We start from the raw sequence: 24,831 nt of genomic DNA, 5'->3' as shown, positions 1-24,831 counted from the left end.
CATCTGTCCTTCTGAACCCAACTATCATAAATGTTCATGTTGAACTCAACGTTTGCCACGAACCATCCGATTCCAGTTTGTTGACACTCTGAATCCCTGTTTATCTCCTCGCGTTTCGTATCTATACATGGGGTGGAACTATGGCAACAACAAGTGGCCAAATCACAGAACAGAACAAACGACTCGCCCGTGAGTACTTAGAAGCAGTCGAGAACCATACCGATGGACGAATCGAGAATCTAACCGATCTCGTCGCTGCGGACGTCGTCAATCACACGCCAGTCTCACGAGACGAATTGACACCGGGAGAAGAACGTGGCATAGACCTCTTCAGAAAGCACACCGAAGCGGTGACGAGGGGCTTCTCTGACGTTCACTTCGACATCCACGACATGCTCGCAGAAGACGACCGCGTGTTGGTTCGATTCGACGTCGTTGGCACTCACGACGGAATGTTCATGGGCGTCGAACCGACTGGGAAACCGGTTCGGATCTCGACGTTCGGACTCTACCGCTTCGACGACGGCAAACTCGTCGAACGGTGGAGCGAGTCAGACCTCGTAAGCTTCCTCAGCCAAGTCGGCGCGATCGACCTGTAACCGGAGACGCTCCGAGGACACGTCAAATTTTTCGAGGAACACCTTCAGAGTGCGCGGCGCGAGAGAAAATAAAGAAAAAGCGAGTGCTAACTGTTTAGTCGTCCTGAGTCTTGATGTCCGCCGAAAGGCCCTGTGCCATGCGGATTTCCTTCGAGTTGTTGAGCGTCCACGCGGTGCGCTCGGTCACGGCTTCGATGATTTCACGCGCGGATGGGTAGCCGTTGCCCGACTTTTTGACGCCGCCGAACGGGAGGTGGACTTCTGCGCCGATGCACGGGAGGTTCCCGTAGGCGAGGCCGACCTCTGCGTGGTCGCGGAAGTAGTTGATTTGGCGGTAGTCCTCTGAGATGATTGCGCCAGCGAGACCGTAATCCGTGTCGTTCTGAATCTCGACGGCTTCTTCGATGTCACCGGAGTACTTGAGGAGGGCGACGTGTGGGCCGAACACTTCCTCGTGGGTGCAGCGAAGCGGCTCGTAGGGGTCTGCCTCGTAGACGAACGGGCCAACCCAGTGGCCGTCTTCGTGGCCGTCTGGAATCTCGTCTGCGTCGAGTTCCGTGCGGTCTACGAGCACGTTCACGCCCTCTTTGCGGGCGAGTTCCGCGTAGGAGCGCACCTTCTCTTTGTGGCCGTCCTCGATGAGCGGCCCCATGAAGGTGTTTTCGTCGAGTGGGTTCCCGACAGACACCTGCTCTGCGAGTTCGACAAAGCGCTCTTTGAACTCGTCGTAGACTTCCTCGTGGACGACGAGACGCTCTGAAGAGACACAGCGCTGGCCGGTTGTCTTAAACGAGGACATGAGCGCCGAGTGAACGGCGATGTCTAAGTCTGCTTTCTCGGTGATGACGATGTTGTTCTTCCCACCCATCTCTGCGGCGACGAGTTTGCCGGGTTCGCCGCCGACCTTAGAGGCGATTTCGTGGCCGACTTCCGCGGAGCCGGTGAAGAGAACGGTGTCGATTGCTGGGTCGTCAACGATGGCTGCGCCAGCGTCGCCGAAGCCCTGAATCATGTTGAACACGCCATCGGGGATGCCTGCGTCCTCGAACATCTCTGCGATGATCTGCCCGCACCACGGCGTCTGCTCTGCGGGCTTCCACACGACGGTGTTCCCTTCGACGAGCGCGACGGCCATGTGCCAGAACGGGATGGCGACGGGGAAGTTCCACGGCGTGATGCAGCCGATGACGCCGCGTGGCTTGCGGCGCATGTAGGCGTCTTTGCTCGGGATTTCGGACGGAATCACGTCGCCTTTCGGGTGGCGAGCGTCAGCGGCGGCCCACTCGACCATATGGTAGGCTTCGACCACGTCGGCGCGTCCCTCGGAGATTTCCTTCCCGCACTCTTTGGTGACAATTTCTGCAAGTTCGTCGGTGCGCTCTCGCAGCTCGTGGTAGATGTCCCAGAGGTACTCTGCGCGGTCGATGTGTGAGAGGTTTCGCCACTCCTCGAAGGAGTCTTCTGCGATGTCTACGGCCGACTCGACGTCGGCTTCGGTGCCGCGGCGGAATTCACCGAGCACCTCTCCTGTCGCCGGGTTTTTGCTGACGAAAGTGTCGTCACCTTCGCCATCAGTCCACTCACCGTTGATGTAATGCTGAAAGACGTTCGTCTCTTGTGCCATGGCTCAATTTAGGGTCGAAACGGCGGTATAACCCGACCCGTCCATGGAAGGGTACAAGTGTGTTCTTCTCGTTTGCCTTGCTAATGAGCCAGACCAGACAGCACGCGGGGACTCGGTTGACCCTCAATCTCTGGCACCCGAACTGCTGGGCGATTGAATCGACCGAGCAGGTGGGTGGTGGGGTGCTTGGCCACGCGGTCTACAGCTCGCCAAAAACGACCGACACCGTCGTAAACGGACTGTTCACCGCCTTTGGTGACACCCTTGACCAAGTCGAGGAGTTGCTCGAAACTATCCACGACTCGCCACACGCAGGCGACGTACACGAACTCCAAGAACGATTCGGGAAACAGACCTCGGCAAGCGCCCCGGGCAACGTCGCCCGCGAGTTCTTCGTGGAGTACAAACCCCAAGACATGGTGTGCCCGACGCTGTTGAAATACGGCTTCGTCCACAGCGCACCCGTGCGCATCGAAGACGGACGTGAGTACTGGCAGGTCGTCTTCGCGGGCGAGCGCAACGAAATCGAAGCCCAACTCGACGGCGTCCGCAAAGACGCAGGCGCTGAGGTGTCCGTCTCGCGCATCTCTGCATCGCCACCGGCAGACGCAGAGCGCAAAAAGCGCACAGACACGCTCACCGCAAGCCAGCGCGAGGCGTTTAATCTGGCACGTGACCGCGGCTACTACCAGTGGCCCCGCGGCGTCTCCACACGCGAACTGGCCGCAGAACTCGACGTGTCGAAGACGACGTTCTTAGAACACCTCCGGAAGGCTGAAGCGAAACTGCTCGACCCGTAACTCTAGCAGAACGCCCAATTCTGTCTCACCCCCTCCGGCCACACGCTTTTAGGTGACAGATAGAAAGATGCGATTATGAAGAAAGTCACCATCGAGGACGTGGACATTCTGACCAACCCGATGAACGTCCACAGCGTCCGCCGCCCCGTTTCGAGAGCGCTCGGCACCGAGGACTTCGCCATGAACTACTTCGAACTCGAATCTGGCGAGTCGTTCTCCGGCGGCTTACACACCCATCACGACCAAGAAGAGGTGTTCTACGTCCAAGAGGGAGCTGCGACCTTCGAGACGCTGGTTGAAGAAGAGCGCGAAACCGTCACCGTCGAAGCGGGTGAAGCCATCCGATTCGCCCCCGGCGAGTTCCAGCAGGGAAGCAACGAAGACGACGAGACGGTCGTCGGCTTCGCCTTCGGCGCACCCGGCAAGGTGCACGACTGGGACGAAATCGAATCGCTCACCTACTGCCGGGAGTGCGAGGAAAAAACCGGACACGGCCTGACGGTGACCGACACCGGTGGCTTCAAATTCGACTGCACCGAGTGCGGGACGACGTTTACGGTAGAGCGGTCTGAGTAACGAAGGTTTTCTAATAAATTGAGCCGCAGAAGGGCGCGGCGGGAGTGAGCAAAAGCTCCGCTTTTGCGAACGTCGTCGCGCCCGCGAGACCGAGTGCTAACGAGGTGGAAGCGGGCGCGACGGGATTTGAACTTCTCTCGCTCCCTTCGGTCGCTCAAGCGTTCGACCGCCTATTGCCGTCACTACTGCTCACTAAGGTTCGCAGAAGTTGACGGGCGTGACGGGGGTCGAACCCGCGATCGAGAGGTTAGGAACCTCTCGCCCTATCCACTAGGCCACACGCCCTCAAAATGCACAGACGCAGCGCGTCCGCTAATAGGTCGAGGGCGGGGGAGAAAAACGGTTATCCTTTTACTTCTCTTTCTCGGCTTCGACGTCGTCTTCTTCGTCGTCGTCTGCGCCGATGGTGGGCTGGGCTTCGTCAGCGGCAGCCTGCGTCTCTGCTTTGTCCGCGTCGGCATCCGTGGTGTCCGCGCTAGCCTCTTCAGCGTCGGTTGGGCCTTCTTTGCCCTTCTTGCGCATCTCTTCGAGTTCGCCTTCGACTTCTTCGCGGCCTTTCTGGAACTCACCCATCGCTTGCCCGGTGGAGCGAGCGAGCTTTGGAATCTTGTTTGCGCCAAACAGGAGGATGGCGATGAACAGAATAACGAGCAGTTCCGGCCCGCCCGGGATTCCCGGGAACAGCGGAGTGATTGTGTCGAGCATCTCTACCCCATCGTTGCCTACTGTTTAATATAGGCTTTTTGCTCATCCGGCAAGACCCTCCCAAAGGTGGGGTAATCGGCAGCCCTCCCGTGATTGACCGACTGTAGCGTGCCGATTGGCCGAGAGCGCAAACGTCTTTTGACTGTCTCCGTAACGCCCAGACGCAATGGTCAACACTGGCGACGACGCACCAGACTTCAACGCACCGGTAGCAAACGGCGACATCGAGGAGTTCGACCTCGAAGCCGAACTCGACGATGGCCCACTCGTGCTCGCATTCTTCCCGGGCGCGTTCACGAGCGTCTGTACCAACGAGATGTGCACGTTCCGCGACAACCTCAGCAAGTTCGAGGATGTCGGCGCAGACGTGTTCGGCGTCAGCCGCGACACGCCGTTTACGCTCAACGAGTTCCGCGCCCAGAACGACCTCAACTTCGGCCTCATCTCCGACCTGAACCGCGACATCATCGAGGCGTTCGACGTTGAGATGGACTTCGACGCCCTCGGCGTCTACGGCGTCGCAAAGCGCTCCGTGTTCGTCATCAACGCAGACGGTGAAGTCACCTACTCGTGGGTCACCGACGACCCCGGCGTCGAACCAAACTACGAAGAAGTCGCGCAGGCTGCAGCCGACGCGTAAATCCCACACTCGCCCGAGGTTTTTTTCTCGCTCCGTCGCATTCAGTAAGCCATGAGTGAACTTCAAGATGGCGAGAGTAACATCCTATCGTACGACCGGGATGCAGCCCACTCGTTCCCCGACGAGAAGCTGCACCGGGTCCTTTCCTTTATCGATAACGACGAAGAGATTCAGGCGTTGCTCAAAGCTCAGAACGTGAACGCGGTCGCGCGAAAGCGATACAATGACCACGGCGCAAAGCACATCGAAATCGTCCGCGACCGCGCGCTCACTCTCTATGACCTGTTGAAGCGCGGGGGCATCTCGTTCAACGGTGCTGGCGACCAAGGCCTCGCTGAAGAAGACGAATCGGTGATTATCGCGTTCGCCGCAACGCTCCACGACATCGGGCACATCGTCCACCGCGACGATCACGTCTACTACTCGATTCCCCTCGCCTCTGACATTCTCGACCGGATTCTCCCCCAGTTCTACGACAGCATCACCGAGCAGGTGAAAGTGAAGGCAGAGGTTCTACACGCAATTCTCTGTCACCACACGGTCGAAGACCCGCTCACGGTCGAAGCGGGCGTCATCCGCGTCGCAGACGCCCTCGACATGGAACACGGTCGCTCGCGCATTCCGTACGAGAGTGGTGGACGCGGTATCAACACCGTCTCCAGTCAGGCGATTCGAAAAGTCACGCTCCAAGAAGGCGACGAGACGGCCGTCACCGTCGAAATCGAGATGACCAACGCGGCCGGGGTGTACCAAGTGGACAACCTTCTCAAGGCGAAACTCCGTGGCTCTGGCTTAGAAGACTACATCCGCATCGTCGCGCTGAACACGCACACCGACGGCGACCAAATCGTCGAACGCATTGAACTCTAAGGCGGCAAGCCCAACCCGAGTAGTGCGGGTTAACTGTGCCCAGCCATTTTCTATCAGTAGATGGTTCTCGCGATTGAGACAGACAACTTACGAAAGTCCTACGGCGACGTAGACGCGTTGCAGGGACTCGACCTCGCCGTCGAAGAAGGCGAGTTTTTCGGCCTCCTCGGACCAAACGGCGCGGGGAAAACGACGTTCATCTCCATTCTCACCGGTCTCGTCCGCAAATCCGGCGGCGAAGCCAGCGTGTTCGGCTACGACGTAGAAGCCGACTACCAGCAAGCCCGCGATGCAATCGGCGTCGCGCCACAGGAGTTCAACGTAGACCGCTTTTTCCCCATCAAGGAAGTCCTGATGCACAAAGCAGGTTACCACGGCATTGGCACGGAAGAAGCCTCCCGACGCGCGGACGCCGCGCTCAAGAAAGTCGGCATCTACGACAAGCGCGACACGCGCTTCGACTGGCTCTCTGGTGGGATGAAGCGCAGACTCCTCCTCGCACGCGCTATCGTCACCGAACCAGACCTCCTGATTCTCGACGAACCCACCGCCGGCGTGGACGTGCAACTCCGGCGTGACCTCTGGAACATCATCACCGAGATGAACGAGGAGGGGACGACGATCTTGCTCACCACCCACTACATCGAGGAAGCAGAACGCCTCTGTGACCGCGTCGCCATCATGAACGAGGGGAAGAAAGTGACCGTCGCAAGCCCCGACGACCTCATGGACCAGGGCGTAGACAACATCACCATCACGCTCCGTGACCCGCCGAAAACCGCCCCCGATGTGGCCGTCGATGGCGTTGAGTCGGTCGAGTTGAAACAGGGACGAGTCGTCGTCCGCGCCCACCGCGCGGGCAGCGTCGCCCCCGACGTCCTCCTCGCGCTCGACGACGCGGGTCACGAGGTCGTGGACTTGGACATTTCGCGCACGTCGCTTGAAGAGGTGTTCGTCTCGCTCACGAACGGCCAAGAATCCACCAACGGCGACCGTCCACCGGCGGGCGCAAAACAGGAGGCACCGCGATGAGTCGATTCACTGGCTTTCTGACGCTCGTGCGCCGAGAGATTCTCCGCTACGTCCGTCGCCCACGAAACACGTTCATGCCGCCACTCATCACGAACGTGCTCTACTTCTCGGTGTTCGGCGTCATCCTCGGCGAGCGTATCGGCCCGACTGGCGACTTCTCCTACGTCCTGTTCATCCTGCCGGGCCTCGTCGTGCTTGGCACCATCTCGAATGCGTTCGAGAACGCCTCGTTCTCCATCTTCCACGGCAGGTGGAACGAGTACATCCATGAAACGCTCACCTCACCGATGAGCTACCCGCAGATGGTGTTCGCCTACGTCGCCTCCAGTGCGCTTCGCGGCGTCATTATCGGCATCATCATCTCCGTCGTTGGAGCGTTCTTCACGCCCGTCGGCATCGAGCACCCGCTCTATCTCGTCGCGTTCATGGTCGTCATCCCGTCGCTGTTCGCGAGCCTCGGCGTCGCAGGTGGCCTCTGGGCGCGCGACTTCGACTACCTCACCGTGATGAACCAGTTCATCATCCGCCCGCTCGTGTTCTTCGGCGGCATCTTCTACGCTTTAGACGCCCTCCCGGAGCCGTGGTACACCATTTCGCTCGCAAATCCGATGGTGTACATGGTGAGTGGGGTTCGATACGGCTTCCTTGACTACTACGACGTTGACCCGAACCTTGCGCTCGCGGTGCTCACGGGTGCGACCGTCGCCGTGCTTGCCCTCGATATTGCACTGTTCAAACACGGGTACGGTCTCGCCGACTGAGGCCAACCCCTATGCTGGTGGTTCGCGTACCAGTTGGTAATGCAAACACGCTGTTATTCCTGCGGCGATGTGTTCGACGCGACGCGCATTCGTTGTGACTGCGGCGAGCCAGTTTGGTTCGACGGAGACGCCACAGACTTCGAGTGGCCGACTGGGACCGTACACGGCGTCTGGCGCTATGCGTCACTCCTCCCCGTCGCCCCGACCGAGGGGTTGGGATGGGCGGCGGGAAACACGCCACTTCTCAGAACCCCGCGACTCGACGACTACGCAGGCTGTACGCTGTGGGTGAAAGACGAAGCCGAGAATCCGACCGGGACGTTCAAAGACCGCGGGAGTGCCGTTGCCGTGGCGGCGGCCGAAGCACGCGGAGCGACCGCCGTCGGCACCGTTTCCCACGGGAATATGGCGATGAGCACGGCCGCACACGCCGCGGCTGCAGACCGTCCCTGTGTTGTTCTCGTCCCCGACGACATCTCTGCTGCGCGTCTCGCCGCAATCTCTCAATATGGCCCTGACATCGTCCGCGTCGACGGAGACTACGGGCAACTCTACTTCGACAGCCTCGAACTGGGTGCCACGTTCGACATCGAGTTCGTCAACTCGGACGTGCCCCTGCGCGTCGCCGGGCAGAAGACGGTCGCGCTCGAACTCATAGAACAGTTCGACGGCGTCCCCGATGCAATCTGTCTCCCCGTGAGCAGCGGCGGGCAGGCAAGCGGCGTCTGGAAGGCCCTCCGCGAACTCAGGGACGCACGACTCATCGACAGCCTGCCGCGCCTCTACTTCGTGCAGGCGGCGAACTGCGACCCAATAGCCGCCGCCTTCCGCGAGGGACACGAGGTCCGCCCAATCGACCCCGAACCGACCGCAGCCTACTCAATTGCGAATGCGAACCCGCCGAGTGGTAATCGCGTACTCGCCGCCGCAGCCGAGACCGACGGCGCAGTCGTCTCGGTGCCAGAAGATGCCATCCACGAAGCAACGCGGAAGCTCGCCACCGAAGCAGGGCTGTGCGTCGAACCGTCGTCTGCGGTTGCACTCGCGGGACTCAGACAACTCGCGGCGAGCGGTGACGTGGCCGCCACCGACCGCGTCGCGCTCATCCTCACCGGCACCGGGTTCAAGGAACTCAGTGCGGCGGCGACAGACGCGCCGTCCGTCCCGCTTGCGAAGCTGGACGAACACCTCGCTGCGATACTCAGTGACGCATGACCACCATCGACCTCACCCACCCGGTTGCGGACGGAATGCCCGTGTATCCGGGCGACCCGCCGGTGACGTTTCGCGGCCACGCCATCTACCAAATCGACGGCTATCGCGTCACTGGGCTCTCGTTCGGGAGTCACACCGGAACCCACATCGACGCGCCGAGTCACACCGAAGAACACGGCAACACGCTCGATGACTTCCCCATCTCGACGTTCTCGTTCGAGGCCATGCGCATCGATTGTCGCCACCTCGGCGCTCGTGACCGCATTCGGCTCGCAGAGGTACCCACAGCGACCGCCGTCGCTGACGTCGACATGCTCGTGTTCCACACGGGCTGGGATACTCACTGGGGGACTGACGCCTATCTCGACCATCCGTATCTCGATGTCGCCGTCGCGGAGTGGTGTGCTGACCACAATCTGCACGTCGGTATCGACGCCTTCAGCCCCGACCCAACACCGAGCCCGAACGAGGCTGCAGGCGAGCCTACCGACAGCCCGGCCCACCACGCGCTGCTCGGCCACGATTGTCTCATCGTGGAAAATTTGTGCAACCTCAGCCGTGTGCTAGACCGGTTTCACCTCGATGCGTTCCCGCTCTCGCTCGCTGACGCAGACGGGGCACCAGTCCGGGCGGTGGCCCGCTTCGATTGACAGGATTCGACAGACGGCGGCAAGGGAGCACGCCGACCACCGTATTTATATGGGTAAATCATGATGATATAGCCAATGCAGAACACGCTGCTTTCCCCAGACACGGCCGACGTCATCGTCCGAACCTGCCGAACCGCGATGGGCGACAGCCTCCGGTCGGTGACCTACTTCACACGCGACGACTTTGACCAACTCTACCTCCGGGACGATTTAGAACAGGACGCAGACCTCACGGGCTTCATCGGCAACGAGTGGCGGAGTTTCAAGACGACGCGTGAAGCCTACCGCGGCTCTGAACTCGGTGACTACAAGTACACGATTCGCACCTTTGAAAACGGCTTTTTGCTCCGCGTGACGACCGACCGCGAAGGCGTGTTCGCCACGACCGACGGCCTCACGATTCAGGCGTTCGACAACGTCGCAACCGCCATCCGCAAAGTCCTCGGCGAGGCTTAAACGATATAGACCGGCGAGAGGTCTTCTTCTTCGAGATAGTTGCGTAACTTCTTCACCCGCGGGCCAAGCTCTTCTGGCCGGTGTGAGTCGCTGCCGACGGTAAAGCGCACCTCGTGTTCGCAGAACACTTCGAGGAAGCGGGGAACCGGGTGGAACTTCCCGTAGTCCGTGAGCACCCGCCCGGCGTTAATCTCGGGCACCGTCCGGGAGCGTTTGAACGCCCGTGCTGCGGCGTGGTAGTGTTCGTCCGTCCCCATCCCACGGAAGGCGGGGTTGCGTTCGAGTAAATCGACGTGCGCCGCGATGTCGAACAGCTCTGATTCTGCGAGGGTGACGAGCTTTTGGAAGTACTCATCGACGAGCGCTTTGCGCGCTGCCTCGGATTTCTTCCCGAAATAGCTCTCGACGTGGACGTTTACGTCTTCCAAGTGGTGGACGCTCCCGATGGTGTAGTCAAACTCAGTTTCGTTGAAAAACGCGCGAATCGCAGCCGCATCGCGCGGGTCATAGTCCATCTCGACTGCGTTGTAAATCTCGACGTCAAAGCGGTCGTTGAGGCTCTCGATTGCACGCAACCGCCGGTCGTACGTCTGGTCTAAGTTGAAGCCAAGCAGGTGCTTTAAATCCTGCATCCGTTCGCGCTCAGAGACGTTACAGTGGTCTGCAAACCCGACCCCCTTCAATCCGGCTTGCTCTGCGACCTGCAACATCTGGAAAAGAAAGCGCCCGTCAGAGTAGTTCGAGTGGACGTGATAATCGTGGAGCATTGCGTACTACAGTGTTTCCAGTCATTCGGGATAACTGTGTGGTGGCCACCATGCTTACAATATCTCAAGTGGGCCTCACAGTATGAGCGACGAGCCTGTCGGTGAGTGGGAGTATCTGACGGTTCGACCGGACCGCGAGCCAACGCGAAAGGAGGCGAGAGACCCCGGAGACATCTTAGACGAACTCGGGGCTGACGGGTGGGAGCTTACCGACACCATCGACTACGTCGGCGGTGGCACGAAGTTTCTGGTACTCAAACGTCCGCGCTCTGCGGGGACGGCGGATGAGTGATGGCGACTCGGACATCGGCACCGAAGACACGATGCGCGAGCGCGCAGATGAGAGCGCCCTCAAAATCTGGCTGCTCATGGGCGCAAACCGCTTCGTCGTCATGGGCACGCTCGCCGCAGCCGTGTTCGCCTCGTTCATCGTAGTGAGCACGCTCATCGATCCGTCGTTACAAACAGAAGTGAAGCAAACGGACACCATCGAGACGATTTTCTCGACGCTGCTCGGCCTCGTCGTCACCGGCACGACGCTCGTCGTCTCTATTAGCCAACTCGTCCTCTCGCAGGAAAACGGCCCGGTTGGCGACCAACGAGCGCGCATGAGCGACGCGCTCGACTTTCGAACCTACGTGCGCGAACTGCTCGGGACGGTCGCCCCCGCAGACCCCTCCGCACTCCTCCAGGCGCTCGTAGACGAGAGCGAACGCCGGGCAACCGGCCTCTATCGCGTCATCGAAACCAACGACAACGACGAGCTGCAAGCAGAAATCAACGAGTTCGTCGAAAGCATCCGTGGGAACGCAGAGACGGTGTCACAAAAGCTCGACGACAGCCGCTTTGGCTCGTTCAGCGTGCTGTTCGCCGCCCTCGATTTCAACTACTCGTGGAAAATCTACCAGATAGACCGGCTCACCGACAAGTACGAAGCCGACCTCTCAGACGCAGAACGCGCCGCGTTCTCAGAACTCAGCAACGCTATCGCAATGTTCGGCCCGACGCGCGAACACATCAAGACGCTCTACTTCCAGTGGGCACTCGTTGACCTCTCGCGGTACATCCTCTTCGCCGCCATCCCCGCGCTCATCATCTCCGGGCTGATGCTCACCTTCGTCGGTGCATCGTCATTTCCCGGCAGCACGCTCGGCGTCCCGAACATCACCTGGGTCGTGAGCGCCGCCTTCACGATTGCGGTGATTCCGTTCTTACTGTTTACCTCCTACATCTTCCGCATTGCCACGGTCGCAAAACGGACGCTTGCGATTGGGCCGTTGATTTTGCGCGAATCACAGCGGTAACTCACTGAGAGGGAGAATTTGACAAGATGAGACTGCACACTGCAATGTTGTTCGAATTTCGTCCAGAAAACGACCGCAGGGAGTGCGCCGGCCGGGAATTGAACCCGGATCGTTGGCTTGGAAGGCCAAAGTCATGCCGTTAGACCACCGGCGCTCACTTCGTTCGCGCCGAGCCTCGCGTCACTTCGTTCCGCGAGACACCGGCGCACATCGTTTGTGCGAGCAGTGTTGCTTTCGTCTCCACACGAAAGTCCGCGCAATCGGGTCAGAAGAACCCGAGCACGCGACGATATGATACTCCACACCGTGTCCGACCCGCCCAGGCCAGACGTGGTAATCGTGTGTCGCAAATAGGTGTAAACCGTGCCCCGTTAAGGGTGTTTCTTTTTCTCGGCACGAGTCTTTTGTAGCCCGGCGGTCATTGAGGGGTATGCGCGTACTGGTTCCCATCGACGGGTCTGACTGTAGCTTCGCCGCTCTGGATTACGCAATCGACCTCTACAACATGGGTGGGGTTAGCCTCCACGTCGTTCACATCACCGACTACGAGACCGACGCGAGCGAGGCGCTCCTCGAAAAAGCCACCGAGAAACTCGACGCTGTGGGCATCGACACGGAGCCAGAACTCATCACGAGCCTCGGGCTTGACTCGCCAAAGGCCTCCGTCAAGATTGGCGAGCACATCGTCTCGCTGCTCGAAGACGGCGACTACGACCAGGTCATCATCGGTCGTCACGGCGAGCGAGGACGGCTCGAAGACTTCTTGCTCGGGAGCACCTCAGAGACCATCGTCCAACACGCACCCATCCCGGTGACGGTTATTCCGGCGTGACGACCGCATAGCAGTTCCCGCTCGAAATCTCGTTTTTCACGACGCGCAGGCGACTCGCCGCGAGGTCGGCTTCGAACTCCGCTGGCGCGTAGATGTGATAGAAGCGCGGGACGGTTTCCCCGCCGGGAAGCGTCCAATCGACCATCGTGTCGAACCCCTCGTCGCCCTCGTGGTCGAAGCTGTCGTGGGCGGTTGACCACGCGCTTACGAGCGCGCGACTGCCCGGCGTGAGCACGCGAGCCAGTTCGTCGAGGCTTGCCCGCCGCAACTCGCGTTCGGGCAGGTGGTGGAGCGTCGCCACGTAGACAGCGAGGTCGATACTGTCTGCGGTGAACGGGAGTGAGGCGGCGTCACCGGCGACGAACGCAGCTTCGAACTCACGCGCCGTAGCACGCTGCCGGGCTTCGCTGAGGAGGCCTGTGCTCGCGTCGAGGCCAACGGCTCTGTCTGCCTTTCTTGCGAGGAGTTCGGTGTGTCTGCCGTTGCCACAGCCAACGTCGAGTGCCGTCCGTGCGGCGGGCTGGCTGTCGAGGAACGATTCGACCTCTGGCCACGCGTATTCCCGGGTTTTCGAGAAGTGTGCCGCAATGCGGTCGTAGGTGTCCTTGACCGCCTGTCGTGACCGGTCCATACCCGGACAACTTGCCCAGTGGTCTTTGCAGTTCTGTCTCAGACGAGCAGGAACATCCCGTAGGCGATGAACAACATTATCGTTGCGTGTTTTGCGCCCGCGCGAATCGTCCCTTCGCTCATCTGTCCGCCCACGAGCCCAGAGAAAAAGCCCTGAATGAGCGCCGCGTGGAAGAAAATCGTCGTGTACTGGAGTTTCTCTGCGTCGGTGATTCCCGCAACCTGCCCCGTCAGTCCCGTCGATTCGACGAGTTCACCCGACGGAATGCTCGGGATGAATACGTTCACCATCACGTAGACGATGATGAGGAAGACGAAAAACGAGATGTAGGTGATGATGAGGTAGACAACCATCTCCTGTTCGCGCTTTTCTCTCAGTTGCTGGAGCGAGCGCGACTCGTCTGCGGCGATTCTGAGCACGGGTGCGATGTCGCCGCTCGCCCGGATTGCGTTCGTGATGAGTGTCACTGCGCGGGCAACGCCCGGGGCGCGAACGCGCTTGTCGAAGCGGTGGAGCGCCGTCTCAACGTCCGAACCAAACCTGATGTCCTTCCAGATACGTTCCATCTCTGCATCGAGCGCCCCAAGGTCGCTGTTCCGGATGTTGTCGATGCCACCCACGACCGACATGCCCGCTTCGTTGAGGCTCGCGAGGCGTTCGAACAACTCTGGAATCGCGGCTTCGATGGTGTCGCGTCGGTGGGCGTGAATCTCCCACACCACCGCGAACGTTGCTGTGACGAACAGGACGCTCTGGACGAGCACGTCGTCGAGCGCCAGAACCGACGCCGTCCCGCGGACGAAGGCGGGCCACGCATGAACCATCACCCAGAGCGCGCCGAGTGGCGCGGTCACGTAGAGCAACACGAACGGTCGAGTGAGCAGCGTCTGAACTGGGCGTTCGAGCACCTGTGCGACGGAGCGAAAGTGTTCGTACAACGTTAACTGCGCGAGCACGTCTCGCTCTGTATCCGTCGCGTAGCCGCCGTCGGGGAGCGCACGCGCCGCATCCGGTGCGTCGGTGGTGCGAACCCCCGTGACGGCGAGCGGCGAGGACACCGAAGTTCGCTTCTGTGTAAAGCCGCCTGCTGGATTCGTATAGCGGTCGAGAAAGACGATGAACGCGAGCGTCGCCATCGGAACCACGAGATAGACGACGACTTGGAGCGCAACCAACGTCCCGCCGCTCACGAGACCGATGATGAGCAACACCGTGATGAAAAACAGCGGCCCGACGACGAGCAGCGAGACGTAGCCTTCCGCGAACGCCCCGAGCAGTTCGAGGAACGATGCTTGGCGAACCTCCGCTTCTTGCTTGCGGCGGTCGTACTCCTCTCGGAGGAACACAGAGACGCTCTGGCCGCTCTGGAGGTTGCTTGAGAGGTTTTCGAGGAAGGTCTTCAGTTCTCGACTCGGAGTTCGTCGCGAGACACGTTGAATGGCAGTGATGATGTCCGCCCCGAGCAAGTCCATGTCCCTGACGGCGACGGCGAACTCTGTTGCCGACTCGCCGTAGACAGCGCTGTTGTCACGGAGTGCCCGCATGATTTTCGGGAAGGCCATCCCGCCACGCGACAGGGCGTACATGAACGCCACCGTCCGCGCGAGGCTTGCATCAATCCGGCGTTCGCGCCCATCGGCGTGCGCTTTCGGAACACCCCAGCGGAGCCGGAAGGTGACGATTGCGGCGACGAGCCCGCTGCTGGTGCTCGTGACGAATAAGAACAGAAACCGGCGCAGTGCGGGAATCTGTGCCCCCGGAAGCCGCCCGAGCGCGGCGAGCGCAGGCAGCTGTCCGACGAGTTGATCGTTCCAAAGCCCGGCCACGATGAGCAGCGAGGTGGCGACGTAGACGCCAACAATCGCCGCACCAACCGCCGCGATGGCACTGTAGAGGAGCGATTTCGCCGCGTACACTCGGTACGGGACGTCGATGTGTGCGCGCTGGAGCGTCCGCCGCCGTGTCAGACGCGCCGGCGCTCGCTCGACGGCGTTTCCGAACGAAGCGAGCGCGAGACGCGTAAACATCCGATTGACACGGGTGCTGTACGGGGTGGCAGCGAGGAGCACCGCGATAATGGCGACGAAGACCAGCGGAAGTACGGAAAGAGGGACTGGAGCCATTATTCTGCAGAGGGTCTCTGTGCGCGGTGTGCGTCAACCTGCGCCATCACAGCGTCCTTATCGGCATAGTATTCGTTCACCATTGCCGTGAACTGGCGGTAGTCGTTCACCCCTTCTTCCCGCAGATATTCGAGGAATCGACGACGGTCGCGCACCTCATTTAGCAGTCGGCTCTGCGACCAGCCACGCTCGTCGCGAATTTCGTCTAACACGGTGCTCGTCCCTTCTGAGACGGTGTCCGTGCTCGCGTCCCAGGTGTAGGCAGTCGCGTAGTCGAGTTCGCCGGTTCGCTGGTTGATGCCCTCTATTTCCGCAATCGTCCGATTGCGCCGTGAGCGTTCGCCCTCGACGCGAACGAGCGACTGAATACAGAGGATATCGAGCGACTGCACCATCTGGCGCGGGACGTTGATGGGTTCGTTTTCGAGGCGGTTGATGGCCGTCTGGACGCTGTCTGCGTGCATCGTCGAGTAGGTGGTGTGGCCCGTGTTCATCGCCTGAAACAGCGTCATCGCTTCCTCGCCGCGCACCTCACCGACGATGATGTACTCGGGGCGGTGGCGCAGCGCAGAGCGCAGCAGGTCGTACATCGTGATGTCCGCGGCTTCGTCGAGGCGCTCGCGGGTGACCGAAGAAAGCCAGTTGTCGTGATACAGCGTGAGTTCGTGGGTGTCTTCGATGGTCAACACCTTCGCCCGCGGCGGGATGAACATCGACACGGCGTTCATCGATGTGGTCTTCCCGGACGCCGTCCCACCCGCGAAGATGAGTGATTTCCCGCTCTCAATGCCGAGCCAGAGATACGCCATCTGGCGGAGGGTGAACGTCTCGTAGTTGATGAGGTCGATCGGCGTGAGCGGGTCGGTCGCGTAGCGACGAATCGTGAACGCAGAGCCACGCGGCGTCACTTCCTCGCCCATGACGAGTTCTGCACGGCTGCCGTCAGGGAGTGTCGTCCCGACGACGGGTGCGCCAATCGAGATGTGCTTGCCTGAGCGCTGGGCGAGTTGGATGACGAAGTTGTCGAGTTCCGCCTGACTGAAGGTGATGGTGGTCTCGATGTTGTCCTGCTGGTCGTGGTAGATGAACAGCGGGATGTCGTAGCCGTCACATGAGATGTCCTCTACGTGCGGGTCGTGCATGAGCGGGTCGAGCTTGCCGTAGCCGAGAAACGACCGGTTGAGATAGTAGAACAGTCGGTAGAACGTCGCCATCTCGACGGTCACGCCGTACTCCTCTAGGCGCTTTCTGAGTTCGTCTTTCAACACCGCTTCTGGTTCGGTGTCCGTCGAATCTCGGTAGAGCAACGGGTCACGAATGTCGTCTACGAGGGTTTCGAGCAGGCGCGCTTCGACCGGCGAGAGGTCTGGCTCGACGACGTGATACCGGTGGTCGTTTTTCTCGGGGCTGTAGAGAATGGCGACGAAGGCGAAGGGGGCGTTCACCCAGTAGCGGTCGAGTTCTTCCCAGCCGGGAAGGCCGCTGAACGTCACGAGCGGCCCGTCTGCGGTTGGGTCGTAGTTGGTGAGGCTCAGCGTAGAGCCGGTCAACATCTTCGATGCGCGCGAAAGCCACTGTTGAAACTGCGAGAGCACGCTCGCGTCTTCGTCGTGGTGCGCCTGAGTGTCAGTTTCAGATGATAACTCGTTTGCCATGGAATCCCCGCCGTTGCCCCTCGTGGGCGTCCGGTTACTGTCATGACTGACAGGCGGAACCTACATAAATCCGACCCTAACTCAGGCGCGTTCGACCCGGAGAAGCGTGACGCCGAACACGAGCAAGAACAGGGCGCCAAGCGGGATGGCGACGCCGACAAAGGACTGATAGAGCAACACGGTCGCGGCGGTGAGCAAGAGTCCGGTGAGGAACAACAGGCCGCCGAGCACCCGCACGGGGTCTGCGCGCGCGTTCGCAACGCGGTCTTCTGCGAGGTACAGCGCGATGCTGAACGCGAGTGCGAGGACGAACACGACGGCGCCGACCAACCAAATCTGCTGGGCGAGGATGGTCTGGGCGTTTTCGTAGAACGTCTGCAGTTCGAGGACGGTGAACAGGATTTGCTCTTGGTCGCCAAACGAGACGCCGAGGACGTACTGAATGTGGAAGAACAAAAACCGGATGACGACGACGGTTCCGAAATCGAGAGACGCGACAGAAAACGACCACGGCATCAGCGCCGAGAGCCACGTCGCCAAGACGGCGAGTTCGTTTGCATACTCACTATTGACCCATGCCATAACTCACATCGCCACTGTCAGTGAGTAAAAAGTACCGCAAGACGCGCGTCTGACACAACGGTACGTTCATACCCATGCGCCACATTGACACACGCAATGAGGCGCGATTATTTCGGGGTGTCTTTCACAAACCTCGACGACGAGACCTCAGAGCCCCAGCAACCAACGCTTTCGATCTCTTACACCGGCCCTCGAGAGAAGTTCAGCGGCTGGCTCAACCAAGCCGATGGAACACCGCTCGCCGCAGCCGACGTTGACGTTTCGTTCCGACTGAAACGTCCCATCGAGGCAGACGACAGCAAAGGCGTCCTCGCGGTGACCAATCGAACCAATGGCGAGTTCATCTTAGAAGTGAATCTCAAAACGCGCGATGTCCTCCGGTTCATCCGTGTCGCACGGCGCTATGGGAACCTCGCAGACGACGAAAAACACTACACACTCCATCTGGACGGCCCAGCTGGCGACGTAGCGTTCGAGAAGGCGACCTTCCTCGTCTACAGCCACACGGGTGAGTTGCTCCACCAACACAGCCTCATCCCGAGCGGCGTCGAACTCTGACGGGTCGAACTACGTGGAAATAAATAGCCGCCAGCAAAATCCGAGGTATGGAACTGTTCGGAACAGCGGGTATCCGCGGAAGTGCCCGCGACCGAGTAACGCCGTCGCTGGCGCTCGCCGTTGGTAGAGCCGCCGGTGACGAACACGACGAGTTCGTCGTCGGGCGTGACGGCCGCGAGACTGGCCCTGCGCTCGCCGCCGCCCTCGAAGCCGGACTCGAAAGCGCCGGTGTGAGCGTCTATCGCGCCGGACAACTGCCGACCCCAGCGCTTGCGTTTGCTGCACAGGGTCGCCACGGCGTGATGATTACGGCGAGCCACAACCCACCGCAGGACAACGGGCTCAAGCTCTTTTGTGACGGCGTCGAATACGACCGCGACGCAGAGCGCCGCATCGAACAGCGCGTCGCAGACGGGCAATCACCCATCGACTGGGACGAGTGGGGGGCCGCGAGCACAAGCGAACCGCTCTCCGCCTACCGCAAGGCCGTCTGTGAGTACGCCACGACGATGGGCGCGCCGCTAGACGGTCTCAAAGTCGTCGTCGACTGTGGCAACGGGATGGCCGCGCTCGCCACGCCACAGGTGCTCCGCGAACTCGGCGCGCACGTCGTCACGTTGAACGGCAACGTAGACGGCCACTTCCCCGGCCGCGAGAGCAAGCCAACGCCCGAGACGCTCGCAGACCTGCGGGCGTTCCTCGCAGACGGCGATTTCGCCTTCGGCATCGGCCACGACGGCGACGCAGACCGCTCGGTGTTCGTCGATGGAAATGGCGATGTGGTTCACGAAGACACCATCGTCGCCATCTTCGCAGAACACTACGTGCGCACGAGCACGGCCGAAGACCCCGTCGTCGTGACGACGCCGAATGCGTCTGCGCGTATCGACGAGCGCGTCCGTGAAGCCGGTGGGCGCGTCGAACGCGTCCGGCTTGGCGCGCTCCACGAAGGCATCGAAACCGCGCTCGAAACCGGCACAGAGGGGACGAGCGTCGTGTTCGCCGCAGAGCCGTGGAAACACATCCACACGCAGTTCGGCGGCTGGATTGACGGGCCCGCGAGCGCCGCGGTGTTCGCTCGACTCGTCGCTGCCCACGGTCTCAACGCGCTCAGAGAGCCGGTCACCGAGCGGCCGTATCGCAAAGTCAGCACCGAGTGCCCCGATGACCGGAAGGAAGCCGCGATGGCCGAACTCGAAACGGCACTGCCCGCCGCGTTCCCCGACGCCACTGTGTCGACTGAGTACGGCGTTCGCCTCGAACGCGAAGACGGGTCGTGGGTGCTCGTTCGCCCAAGCGGAACCGAGCCGTATGTCAGAGTGTATGCAGAAAGTGAGGACGTCGATACCCTTGTTTCCACAGTCATCGAAATTGTAAAAACAGCCGTTGTGGAGCGCTAAACTAGCACATACTGTAAACTAAAACGAACGATTTATACAGTTCTTCGTTTCTTTTGTGAGACATGCCTGTCGACCGCAGACGATTCCTCAAAGCAGCGAGTGCCCTCGGTGTCGCTGGCCTCGCCGGTTGTACCACCAACACAAACTCATCCTCTGACAGCGAATCCACCGACGGCGGCGACGGTGGCGACGGCGGCGAAGACCCAGTCAACGTGGGTATGGTCTACGCCACCGGCGGTCTCGGTGACAAGTCCTTCAACGACATGGCCCATCAGGGCGTCAAACAAGCCGCAGAAGAGTACAACGTTGAGTACGAGAACGCGGAGCCAGAGGAAGCCTCACAGGTTGGTGACCTCCAGAAGCGGTTTGCCCAGGAGACAGACCCGAACTACGACCTCGTGACGGGCGTCGGCTTCGTCCAGAAAGACGGCATGGTCGCAAACGCCCAGGAGTTCCCAGACCAGAGTTTCGTCCTCATCGACGAAACCGCCCAGACCGAAGACGGTGAGATGCTCGGCAACGTCGCAAACTACCGCTTCAAAGAGCACCAAGGCTCGTTCCAGATTGGCTACCTCACGGCACTGCTCTCGACCCAAGAGTTCAGTGCAGGCGAGAGTTCCACGAAGCCAAACGAGAAGTCCGTTGGCTTCGTCGGTGGCTTCGAGATTCCGCTCATCGAAAAGTTCCTCGCTGGCTTCAAAGCAGGTGTCGCCCACCACGACGACAGCATCGAAGTCCAGTCCGCCTACGCAGGCGCGTTCAACGACCCCGCAAAGGGCAAGGAAATCGCACTCACGATGTACGAAAACGGCGCGGACATCGTCTACCACGCCGCAGGTGGCACCGGCCTCGGTGTCTTCCAGGCTGCCCGCCAGAAAGGGCGCTTCGCCATGGGTGTCGACGCAGACCAGTCGAAATCCAACGCCGAATACAAGAACGTCATCCTCGCGAGCATGGTCAAGCACGTCGACCTCGCCGTGTACGAGTCGGTCGAAGCCGTCGTCAACGGCAACTTCGAAGGTGGCGTCGAAAACCGCCTCGGTCTCGACGAAGGCGGTGTCGAGGCAGTGTACGGCCAAGAACTCGGCAGCGCTATCCCTGAGGACGTAAAGAGCAAACTCGAAGAGAGCAAACAGCAGATCGTAGACGGCGAGATTACGGTTCCGTCCGAACTGTAATCGGAAACCGTTCAATACTTGCCTGAACCCGCCGAAGCCTCGGGCAAACTAGCGGAACTATTTCAATGAGTGAGACACCAGCCGTACGACTAGCCGGGATTACGAAGCGGTTTCCGGGCGTAGTTGCCAACGACAATGTCGACCTGACCGTCGAGCAAGGAAGCGTCCACGCGCTGCTCGGTGAGAACGGTGCCGGAAAGACGACCCTGATGAACGTCCTCTACGGACTGTACAAGCCAAACGAGGGCACCGTCAACATAAACGGCACCCCCCGCGACTTTTCCTCCCCCCGCGACGCCATCAAGACCGGCATCGGGATGATTCACCAGCACTTCATGCTGGTCGACCCGATGACCGTCGCGGACAACGTCGTCCTCGGGAACGAGCCACGAAAGTGGTTCGGCCTGTCGATGGACCGGAAGAAGGCCATCGCAGAAGTCACCGAACTCGCAGACAGATACGGATTCGACGTAAACCCCACCGCGCCACTCGAATCGGTGAGCGTCGGTGAACAACAGCGCGTCGAGATTCTGAAAGCCCTCTACCGTGGCGCAGACATCCTCATCCTAGACGAGCCAACAGCCGTCCTCACCCCCCAAGAGGTCGAGGAGTTGTTCACCGTGTTCGACGAACTGACCGACCAAGGAAAGACCATCATCTTCATCTCGCACAAGTTGGGCGAGGCGATGGAAGCCGCAGACGACATCACCGTTCTCCGCGACGGCAAGAACGTCGGCAGCGTCGATGCCAACGCCACGAGCCGTGAAGAACTCGCAGAGCTGATGGTCGGCCGCGAGGTCATGCTCGAAGTCGATAAAACGGCCGCAAACCCCGGCGAGCAGGTGCTCGGCGTCGAGTCGGTGAGCGTGCGCGACGACCGCGGCGTGGCGAAACTCACCGACTTAGCCTTCGAAGTGAAGTCGGGCGAGGTGTTCGGCATTGCAGGCGTTGACGGCAACGGCCAGTCAGAACTCATCAACGCCATCACCGGGCTGTCGTCGATTGATACGGGCGACATCGTCTATCAGGGCAATACCATCACCGACCTCCCACGCAGAGAGCGCATCGAGCGCGGGATGTCCTACATCCCCGAAGACCGGCAAGAAAGCGGGGTCGTCATGGACTACGACCTCATCCAGAACGCCGCCCTCGGCAACCAGCACACAGCGCCGTTTGCGAGCGGCGTGCGTATCGACTGGGACTACACCGAGAATCACGCCGCAGAAATCATCGACGAGTACGACGTGCGACCGCCGGACAAGCGCGCGACCGCAGAGTCGCTCTCGGGCGGGAACCAACAGAAGTTCATCGTCGGCCGTGAGTTCAAGCGAAATCCCGACTTCGTCGTCGCCGCCCACCCGACCCGCGGCGTGGACGTGGGGTCGATTGAGTTCATCCACGACCAGCTCATCGGCCTCAGAAACGAGGGCACTGCTGTCTTACTCGTCTCCTCGAAACTCGAAGAAGTCACCCAGCTCTCAGACCGGCTTGCGGTGATGCACGACGGCGAATTTATGGCGATAGTAGACCCCGAAGACGTGACCGAAGAAGAACTCGGCTTGCTCATGGCCGGAGAGTATCCCGCCGGATTCGACGGAGGTGATGGCTCGTGAAACAGCAGTTCGAAGCCGCCGTCGCGCGGATGACGACCGCCTCGAAGGTAGAGCGCATCGTCATCAGCATCGCCGCGCTCATCGCGTCGATTTTCGTCGGCGGCATCGTCGTGCTCGCCGCCGGGTTCGTCGCGGAGTGTTCACAACCAGTCCTGTTCTTCCCGGGCGTGGGCTACTCGTGTTACAACCCCGTCTCGGTATATCTCGAACTGTTCACCGGGCCGTTCTCGAATGCGGGTGTGTTCGGTGAGACGCTCCAGCAGACGACGATTCTCCTGCTCACCGGACTGTCGGTCGCACTCGCGTTCCGCGCAGGCCTGTTCAACATCGGGACGCAGGGGCAGTTCGTCATGGGTTCGATGGCGACGGCTATCACCGTCCCGCTGCTCGCCCCGTCGCTTCCCGGCGGACTCGCTGGCGGCCTCATCCTGATTCCACTCGGGCTGTTCGTCGGCGCGCTCATCGGCGGCCTCTACGGCGCGATTCCGGGTGCGCTCAAAGCCTACGCAGAGGCAAACGAAGTCATCACGACCATCATGTTGAACTTCGTCGCGACGTTTCTCTCGCTGCTCATCGTCTCGACGTGGTTCAAAGACCCGAACAGCACGAACAACACGCAGACGGCGCGGATTCCGGACTACGCGATGCTCGACTCCTCGGTATTCCCGGGTGACTTCTCGCTCGTCGCGCTTGCGATTGCACTCACCCTCGTCGCCGCGATGACGTGGTTCCTCGCACGCACGGCGTTTGGCTACGACCTGCGCATCAGCGGAATACAGGAAGGCGCGGCCGCCTACAGCGGCGTGAGCGCGAAGAAGATGACCGTCATCTCGATGGGCCTGTCGGGCGCGCTCGGCGGCATCGCCGGGGCAGTGTACATCCTGATGGTGACCGGTCGCTGGATGCCAACGGCTCCCGCGTTCGGGTTCGACGGCATCACCGTCTCCATCCTCGCCGGGAACAACCCGGTGGGAGCCATCTTTGCGGCGTTCCTGTTTGGCATGCTCAAAGTCGGGCGCGTTGCAATCGACTTCAACCTTGACGTGCCCTCACAGTTGGTGGGCGTCCTTCGTGGCCTCATCATCCTGTTCGTCGCCATGCCGGAGTTCTTCCGCATGCTCGGCACGCGATTCAACGTCGGCTCGAAGACGGCCGTCGCAACCGACGGCGGTGAAGACCAATGAACCGATACCAACAACTCGACAAACGCGGCAAAGTCGCACTCGGCGCTGGCGTCCTCGCAGTGGTCGCCGTCCTCGCGCTTGCCATCACCGACCCAGAGACGGCGGGCGACGTGTTTGCCCTCATCGACGGCAACCTCGCGTCTGCCGCGCTCCGCACCGCGGTTCCAATCGCCTTCGCCGCCCTTGGCGGCCTGTTCGCAGAGAAGTCGGGCGTCATCAACATCGGCCTCGAAGGCCTGCTCATCGTCTCCGCGTTCGCGGGCGCGGCGAGCATCGCCCTCCTGACGAACGACCCCGGTGCGGCCTCGGAAACCATGGTATGGGTCGGCTTCGCCATCGGCGTCCTCACGAGCATCCTGCTCTCCCTGCTGTTTGCCGTGGTCACCATCGACTTAGAAGCAGACCAGATTATCGCGGGCCTCGCCGTCTGGCTGATTGCACTCGGCCTCGGCCCGTTCGCCGCCCAAGTTCTGTTCAGCCAGTTCGACTCCCCGAGCGTGAACACCCTGAGTACGGTTGCGATTCCGGGCCTCTCACAGATTCCCGTTGTCGGGCCGATTCTGTTCGACGCGAACCCGACGGTGTACATGCTGCTCATCGCCGTGCCCGCTTCGTGGTACTTCCTCTATCACACCCCGTTCGGGCAGTGGATTCGTGCAAGTGGTGAGAACCCGAAGGCACTCGACACGGCGGGCATCGACGTTCGCCGCGTGCGCTACGGGAGCGTCCTGCTCTCCGGAGCACTCACCGGCATCGGCGGCGCGGCACTCTCGCTCGTGCTCGTCGGAAAGTTCACCGGCGGCGGTGCGACCATCGTCAACGGTCGTGGCTTCATCGCCATCACCGCGTACCTGTTCGGGAACTACAACCCAGTCGGGACGTTCCTTGCTTCGCTGTTGTTCGCAACGCTCGAAGCCCTACAGTTCCGCCTGCAGATTCTCGGTATCGGCATCCCGAAATCCATCATCCAGATGATTCCGTTCGTCCTCGTCATCGTCGTTCTCGCGCTCGTGGGCCGCACGCGCCTGCCAGCCGCGGCCGGTGAGCACTACGACTCGGGCGAAGACTAACGCGAA

Annotated in this window: 26 protein-coding genes and 2 tRNA genes; 19 read left to right on the top strand and 9 right to left on the bottom strand. The window is 60.8% G+C overall.

All coding sequences use genetic code 11. From position 1 onward, the window contains the following. The first annotated feature begins 140 nt into the window (after positions 1-140). Complete coding sequence (locus V5N12_RS11010) at positions 141-599, top strand: ester cyclase (RefSeq protein ID WP_332899216.1); 459 nt, start codon at positions 141-143, stop codon at positions 597-599. 94 nt (positions 600-693) lie between these two features. On the opposite strand, the gene V5N12_RS11005 is transcribed toward V5N12_RS11010, so the two are convergent. Continuing rightward, positions 694-2,223, bottom strand: a complete 1,530-nt coding sequence (locus V5N12_RS11005) for an aldehyde dehydrogenase family protein (RefSeq protein ID WP_332899215.1) — start codon at positions 2,221-2,223, stop codon at positions 694-696. Between the two features lie 83 nt (positions 2,224-2,306). On the opposite strand from V5N12_RS11005, the gene V5N12_RS11000 reads away from it, so the two are divergent. Together V5N12_RS11000 and V5N12_RS10995 are read left to right on the top strand one after the other, a co-directional pair. Then, positions 2,307-3,023 (top strand): helix-turn-helix domain-containing protein, encoded by a 717-nt coding sequence (locus V5N12_RS11000; RefSeq protein WP_332899214.1) that lies wholly within the window; start codon positions 2,307-2,309, stop codon positions 3,021-3,023. A 75-nt stretch (positions 3,024-3,098) separates the two neighbouring features. Then, entirely contained in the window at positions 3,099-3,599 is a 501-nt protein-coding gene (locus V5N12_RS10995) for a cupin domain-containing protein (RefSeq protein ID WP_332899213.1), read from the top strand. A gap of 212 nt (positions 3,600-3,811) precedes the next feature. On the opposite strand, the gene V5N12_RS10990 is transcribed toward V5N12_RS10995, so the two are convergent. Beyond that, positions 3,812-3,884, bottom strand: a tRNA-Arg gene (locus tag V5N12_RS10990). A 66-nt stretch (positions 3,885-3,950) separates the two neighbouring features. Beyond that, positions 3,951-4,304, bottom strand: coding sequence for a Sec-independent protein translocase subunit TatA/TatB (locus tag V5N12_RS10985; protein WP_332899212.1), 354 nt, complete (start codon positions 4,302-4,304; stop codon positions 3,951-3,953). A gap of 166 nt (positions 4,305-4,470) precedes the next feature. Here V5N12_RS10985 and V5N12_RS10980 point away from each other — a divergent pair, with 166 nt between their 5' ends. The 7 genes from V5N12_RS10980 (at position 4,471) to V5N12_RS10950 (ending at position 9,928) form a co-directional block, all read left to right on the top strand. Continuing rightward, complete coding sequence (locus tag V5N12_RS10980) at positions 4,471-4,944, top strand: redoxin domain-containing protein (RefSeq protein WP_332899211.1); 474 nt, start codon at positions 4,471-4,473, stop codon at positions 4,942-4,944. A gap of 51 nt (positions 4,945-4,995) precedes the next feature. Continuing rightward, entirely contained in the window at positions 4,996-5,814 is an 819-nt protein-coding gene (locus V5N12_RS10975; protein ID WP_332899210.1) for an HD domain-containing protein, read from the top strand. Between the two features lie 60 nt (positions 5,815-5,874). Further along, a complete protein-coding gene (locus V5N12_RS10970) occupies positions 5,875-6,846 on the top strand; it encodes an ABC transporter ATP-binding protein (RefSeq protein ID WP_332899209.1) in 972 nt (323 codons plus the stop codon). Then, complete coding sequence (locus V5N12_RS10965; RefSeq protein ID WP_332899208.1) at positions 6,843-7,607, top strand: ABC transporter permease; 765 nt, start codon at positions 6,843-6,845, stop codon at positions 7,605-7,607. Before V5N12_RS10970 ends, V5N12_RS10965 begins: the two co-directional genes overlap by 4 nt. Positions 7,608-7,646: 39 nt before the next feature. Next, entirely contained in the window at positions 7,647-8,822 is a 1,176-nt protein-coding gene (gene thrC / locus V5N12_RS10960) for a threonine synthase (RefSeq protein WP_332899207.1), read from the top strand. After that, the gene (locus tag V5N12_RS10955) at positions 8,819-9,472 is read left to right on the top strand and encodes a cyclase family protein (protein WP_332899206.1); all 654 of its coding nucleotides are present in this window, start codon (positions 8,819-8,821) and stop codon (positions 9,470-9,472) included. Before thrC ends, V5N12_RS10955 begins: the two co-directional genes overlap by 4 nt. 75 nt (positions 9,473-9,547) lie before the next feature. Further along, positions 9,548-9,928 (top strand): DUF7522 family protein, encoded by a 381-nt coding sequence (locus V5N12_RS10950; RefSeq protein ID WP_332899205.1) that lies wholly within the window; start codon positions 9,548-9,550, stop codon positions 9,926-9,928. On the opposite strand, the gene V5N12_RS10945 is transcribed toward V5N12_RS10950, so the two are convergent. After that, positions 9,925-10,695, bottom strand: a complete 771-nt coding sequence (locus V5N12_RS10945) for a PHP domain-containing protein (protein ID WP_332899204.1) — start codon at positions 10,693-10,695, stop codon at positions 9,925-9,927. The genes V5N12_RS10950 and V5N12_RS10945 overlap by 4 nt on opposite strands. Before the next feature lie 82 nt (positions 10,696-10,777). Here V5N12_RS10945 and V5N12_RS10940 point away from each other — a divergent pair, with 82 nt between their 5' ends. Beyond that, positions 10,778-10,987, top strand: a complete 210-nt coding sequence (locus V5N12_RS10940; RefSeq protein ID WP_332899203.1) for a hypothetical protein — start codon at positions 10,778-10,780, stop codon at positions 10,985-10,987. Further along, positions 10,980-11,999 carry a hypothetical protein gene (locus V5N12_RS10935; protein WP_332899202.1) on the top strand — a complete coding sequence of 340 codons (1,020 nt, stop codon included), beginning with the start codon at positions 10,980-10,982 and terminating at the stop codon, positions 11,997-11,999. Before V5N12_RS10940 ends, V5N12_RS10935 begins: the two co-directional genes overlap by 8 nt. An 83-nt stretch (positions 12,000-12,082) precedes the next feature. On the opposite strand, the gene V5N12_RS10930 is transcribed toward V5N12_RS10935, so the two are convergent. Further along, a tRNA-Gly gene (locus V5N12_RS10930) sits at positions 12,083-12,153 on the bottom strand. A gap of 276 nt (positions 12,154-12,429) precedes the next feature. Here V5N12_RS10930 and V5N12_RS10925 point away from each other — a divergent pair. Continuing rightward, positions 12,430-12,831 (top strand): universal stress protein, encoded by a 402-nt coding sequence (locus V5N12_RS10925; protein ID WP_332899201.1) that lies wholly within the window; start codon positions 12,430-12,432, stop codon positions 12,829-12,831. Here V5N12_RS10925 and V5N12_RS10920 read toward each other — a convergent pair. The 4 genes from V5N12_RS10920 to V5N12_RS10905 form a co-directional block, all read right to left on the bottom strand. After that, entirely contained in the window at positions 12,818-13,462 is a 645-nt protein-coding gene (locus tag V5N12_RS10920) for a class I SAM-dependent methyltransferase (RefSeq protein ID WP_332899200.1), read from the bottom strand. The genes V5N12_RS10925 and V5N12_RS10920 overlap by 14 nt on opposite strands. A 38-nt stretch (positions 13,463-13,500) precedes the next feature. Beyond that, positions 13,501-15,585 carry a type II secretion system F family protein gene (locus V5N12_RS10915; protein WP_332899199.1) on the bottom strand — a complete coding sequence of 695 codons (2,085 nt, stop codon included), beginning with the start codon at positions 15,583-15,585 and terminating at the stop codon, positions 13,501-13,503. Beyond that, positions 15,585-17,240, bottom strand: coding sequence for a type II/IV secretion system ATPase subunit (locus tag V5N12_RS10910; RefSeq protein WP_332899198.1), 1,656 nt, complete (start codon positions 17,238-17,240; stop codon positions 15,585-15,587). The genes V5N12_RS10915 and V5N12_RS10910 overlap by 1 nt, the downstream gene beginning before the upstream one ends. Before the next feature lie 81 nt (positions 17,241-17,321). Continuing rightward, positions 17,322-17,822: a DUF7549 family protein gene (locus V5N12_RS10905; RefSeq protein ID WP_332899197.1), complete on the bottom strand. Its 501-nt coding sequence runs from the start codon at positions 17,820-17,822 to the stop codon at positions 17,322-17,324. Between the two features lie 96 nt (positions 17,823-17,918). Here V5N12_RS10905 and V5N12_RS10900 point away from each other — a divergent pair, with 96 nt between their 5' ends. The 6 genes from V5N12_RS10900 (at position 17,919) to V5N12_RS10875 (ending at position 24,825) form a co-directional block, all read left to right on the top strand. Then, positions 17,919-18,380, top strand: a complete 462-nt coding sequence (locus V5N12_RS10900) for a DUF5793 family protein (RefSeq protein ID WP_332899196.1) — start codon at positions 17,919-17,921, stop codon at positions 18,378-18,380. A 47-nt stretch (positions 18,381-18,427) separates the two neighbouring features. After that, positions 18,428-19,780, top strand: a complete 1,353-nt coding sequence (locus V5N12_RS10895; protein WP_332899195.1) for a phosphopentomutase/phosphoglucosamine mutase — start codon at positions 18,428-18,430, stop codon at positions 19,778-19,780. A 62-nt stretch (positions 19,781-19,842) separates the two neighbouring features. After that, the gene (locus V5N12_RS10890) at positions 19,843-20,958 is read left to right on the top strand and encodes a BMP family lipoprotein (RefSeq protein ID WP_332899194.1); all 1,116 of its coding nucleotides are present in this window, start codon (positions 19,843-19,845) and stop codon (positions 20,956-20,958) included. A 65-nt stretch (positions 20,959-21,023) separates the two neighbouring features. Then, on the top strand, positions 21,024-22,571 hold the full coding sequence (locus tag V5N12_RS10885) for an ABC transporter ATP-binding protein (RefSeq protein ID WP_332899193.1): 1,548 nt from the start codon (positions 21,024-21,026) through the stop codon (positions 22,569-22,571). A gap of 29 nt (positions 22,572-22,600) precedes the next feature. Further along, on the top strand, positions 22,601-23,755 hold the full coding sequence (locus V5N12_RS10880; RefSeq protein ID WP_442904976.1) for an ABC transporter permease: 1,155 nt from the start codon (positions 22,601-22,603) through the stop codon (positions 23,753-23,755). Continuing rightward, a complete protein-coding gene (locus V5N12_RS10875; protein ID WP_332899191.1) occupies positions 23,752-24,825 on the top strand; it encodes an ABC transporter permease in 1,074 nt (357 codons plus the stop codon). Before V5N12_RS10880 ends, V5N12_RS10875 begins: the two co-directional genes overlap by 4 nt. Positions 24,826-24,831: the final 6 nt, after the last annotated feature.

Origin of the sequence: Haladaptatus sp. CMSO5, assembly GCF_036689885.1 — an archaeon.
GTDB lineage: Archaea > Halobacteriota > Halobacteria > Halobacteriales > Halococcaceae > QDMS2.
This window is presented reverse-complemented; position numbering and strand designations above follow the sequence as displayed.

Coding starts and splice junctions, on each gene's coding strand:
- V5N12_RS11010 (WP_332899216.1), top strand. CDS start 141: ATGGCAACAACAAGTGGCCAAATCACAGAACAGAACAAACGACTCGCC.
- V5N12_RS11005 (WP_332899215.1), bottom strand. CDS start 2,223: ATGGCACAAGAGACGAACGTCTTTCAGCATTACATCAACGGTGAGTGG.
- V5N12_RS11000 (WP_332899214.1), top strand. CDS start 2,307: ATGAGCCAGACCAGACAGCACGCGGGGACTCGGTTGACCCTCAATCTC.
- V5N12_RS10995 (WP_332899213.1), top strand. CDS start 3,099: ATGAAGAAAGTCACCATCGAGGACGTGGACATTCTGACCAACCCGATG.
- V5N12_RS10985 (WP_332899212.1), bottom strand. CDS start 4,304: ATGCTCGACACAATCACTCCGCTGTTCCCGGGAATCCCGGGCGGGCCG.
- V5N12_RS10980 (WP_332899211.1), top strand. CDS start 4,471: ATGGTCAACACTGGCGACGACGCACCAGACTTCAACGCACCGGTAGCA.
- V5N12_RS10975 (WP_332899210.1), top strand. CDS start 4,996: ATGAGTGAACTTCAAGATGGCGAGAGTAACATCCTATCGTACGACCGG.
- V5N12_RS10970 (WP_332899209.1), top strand. CDS start 5,875: ATGGTTCTCGCGATTGAGACAGACAACTTACGAAAGTCCTACGGCGAC.
- V5N12_RS10965 (WP_332899208.1), top strand. CDS start 6,843: ATGAGTCGATTCACTGGCTTTCTGACGCTCGTGCGCCGAGAGATTCTC.
- thrC (WP_332899207.1), top strand. CDS start 7,647: ATGCAAACACGCTGTTATTCCTGCGGCGATGTGTTCGACGCGACGCGC.
- V5N12_RS10955 (WP_332899206.1), top strand. CDS start 8,819: ATGACCACCATCGACCTCACCCACCCGGTTGCGGACGGAATGCCCGTG.
- V5N12_RS10950 (WP_332899205.1), top strand. CDS start 9,548: ATGCAGAACACGCTGCTTTCCCCAGACACGGCCGACGTCATCGTCCGA.
- V5N12_RS10945 (WP_332899204.1), bottom strand. CDS start 10,695: ATGCTCCACGATTATCACGTCCACTCGAACTACTCTGACGGGCGCTTT.
- V5N12_RS10940 (WP_332899203.1), top strand. CDS start 10,778: ATGAGCGACGAGCCTGTCGGTGAGTGGGAGTATCTGACGGTTCGACCG.
- V5N12_RS10935 (WP_332899202.1), top strand. CDS start 10,980: ATGAGTGATGGCGACTCGGACATCGGCACCGAAGACACGATGCGCGAG.
- V5N12_RS10925 (WP_332899201.1), top strand. CDS start 12,430: ATGCGCGTACTGGTTCCCATCGACGGGTCTGACTGTAGCTTCGCCGCT.
- V5N12_RS10920 (WP_332899200.1), bottom strand. CDS start 13,462: ATGGACCGGTCACGACAGGCGGTCAAGGACACCTACGACCGCATTGCG.
- V5N12_RS10915 (WP_332899199.1), bottom strand. CDS start 15,585: ATGGCTCCAGTCCCTCTTTCCGTACTTCCGCTGGTCTTCGTCGCCATT.
- V5N12_RS10910 (WP_332899198.1), bottom strand. CDS start 17,240: ATGGCAAACGAGTTATCATCTGAAACTGACACTCAGGCGCACCACGAC.
- V5N12_RS10905 (WP_332899197.1), bottom strand. CDS start 17,822: ATGGCATGGGTCAATAGTGAGTATGCAAACGAACTCGCCGTCTTGGCG.
- V5N12_RS10900 (WP_332899196.1), top strand. CDS start 17,919: ATGAGGCGCGATTATTTCGGGGTGTCTTTCACAAACCTCGACGACGAG.
- V5N12_RS10895 (WP_332899195.1), top strand. CDS start 18,428: ATGGAACTGTTCGGAACAGCGGGTATCCGCGGAAGTGCCCGCGACCGA.
- V5N12_RS10890 (WP_332899194.1), top strand. CDS start 19,843: ATGCCTGTCGACCGCAGACGATTCCTCAAAGCAGCGAGTGCCCTCGGT.
- V5N12_RS10885 (WP_332899193.1), top strand. CDS start 21,024: ATGAGTGAGACACCAGCCGTACGACTAGCCGGGATTACGAAGCGGTTT.
- V5N12_RS10880 (WP_442904976.1), top strand. CDS start 22,601: ATGACGACCGCCTCGAAGGTAGAGCGCATCGTCATCAGCATCGCCGCG.
- V5N12_RS10875 (WP_332899191.1), top strand. CDS start 23,752: ATGAACCGATACCAACAACTCGACAAACGCGGCAAAGTCGCACTCGGC.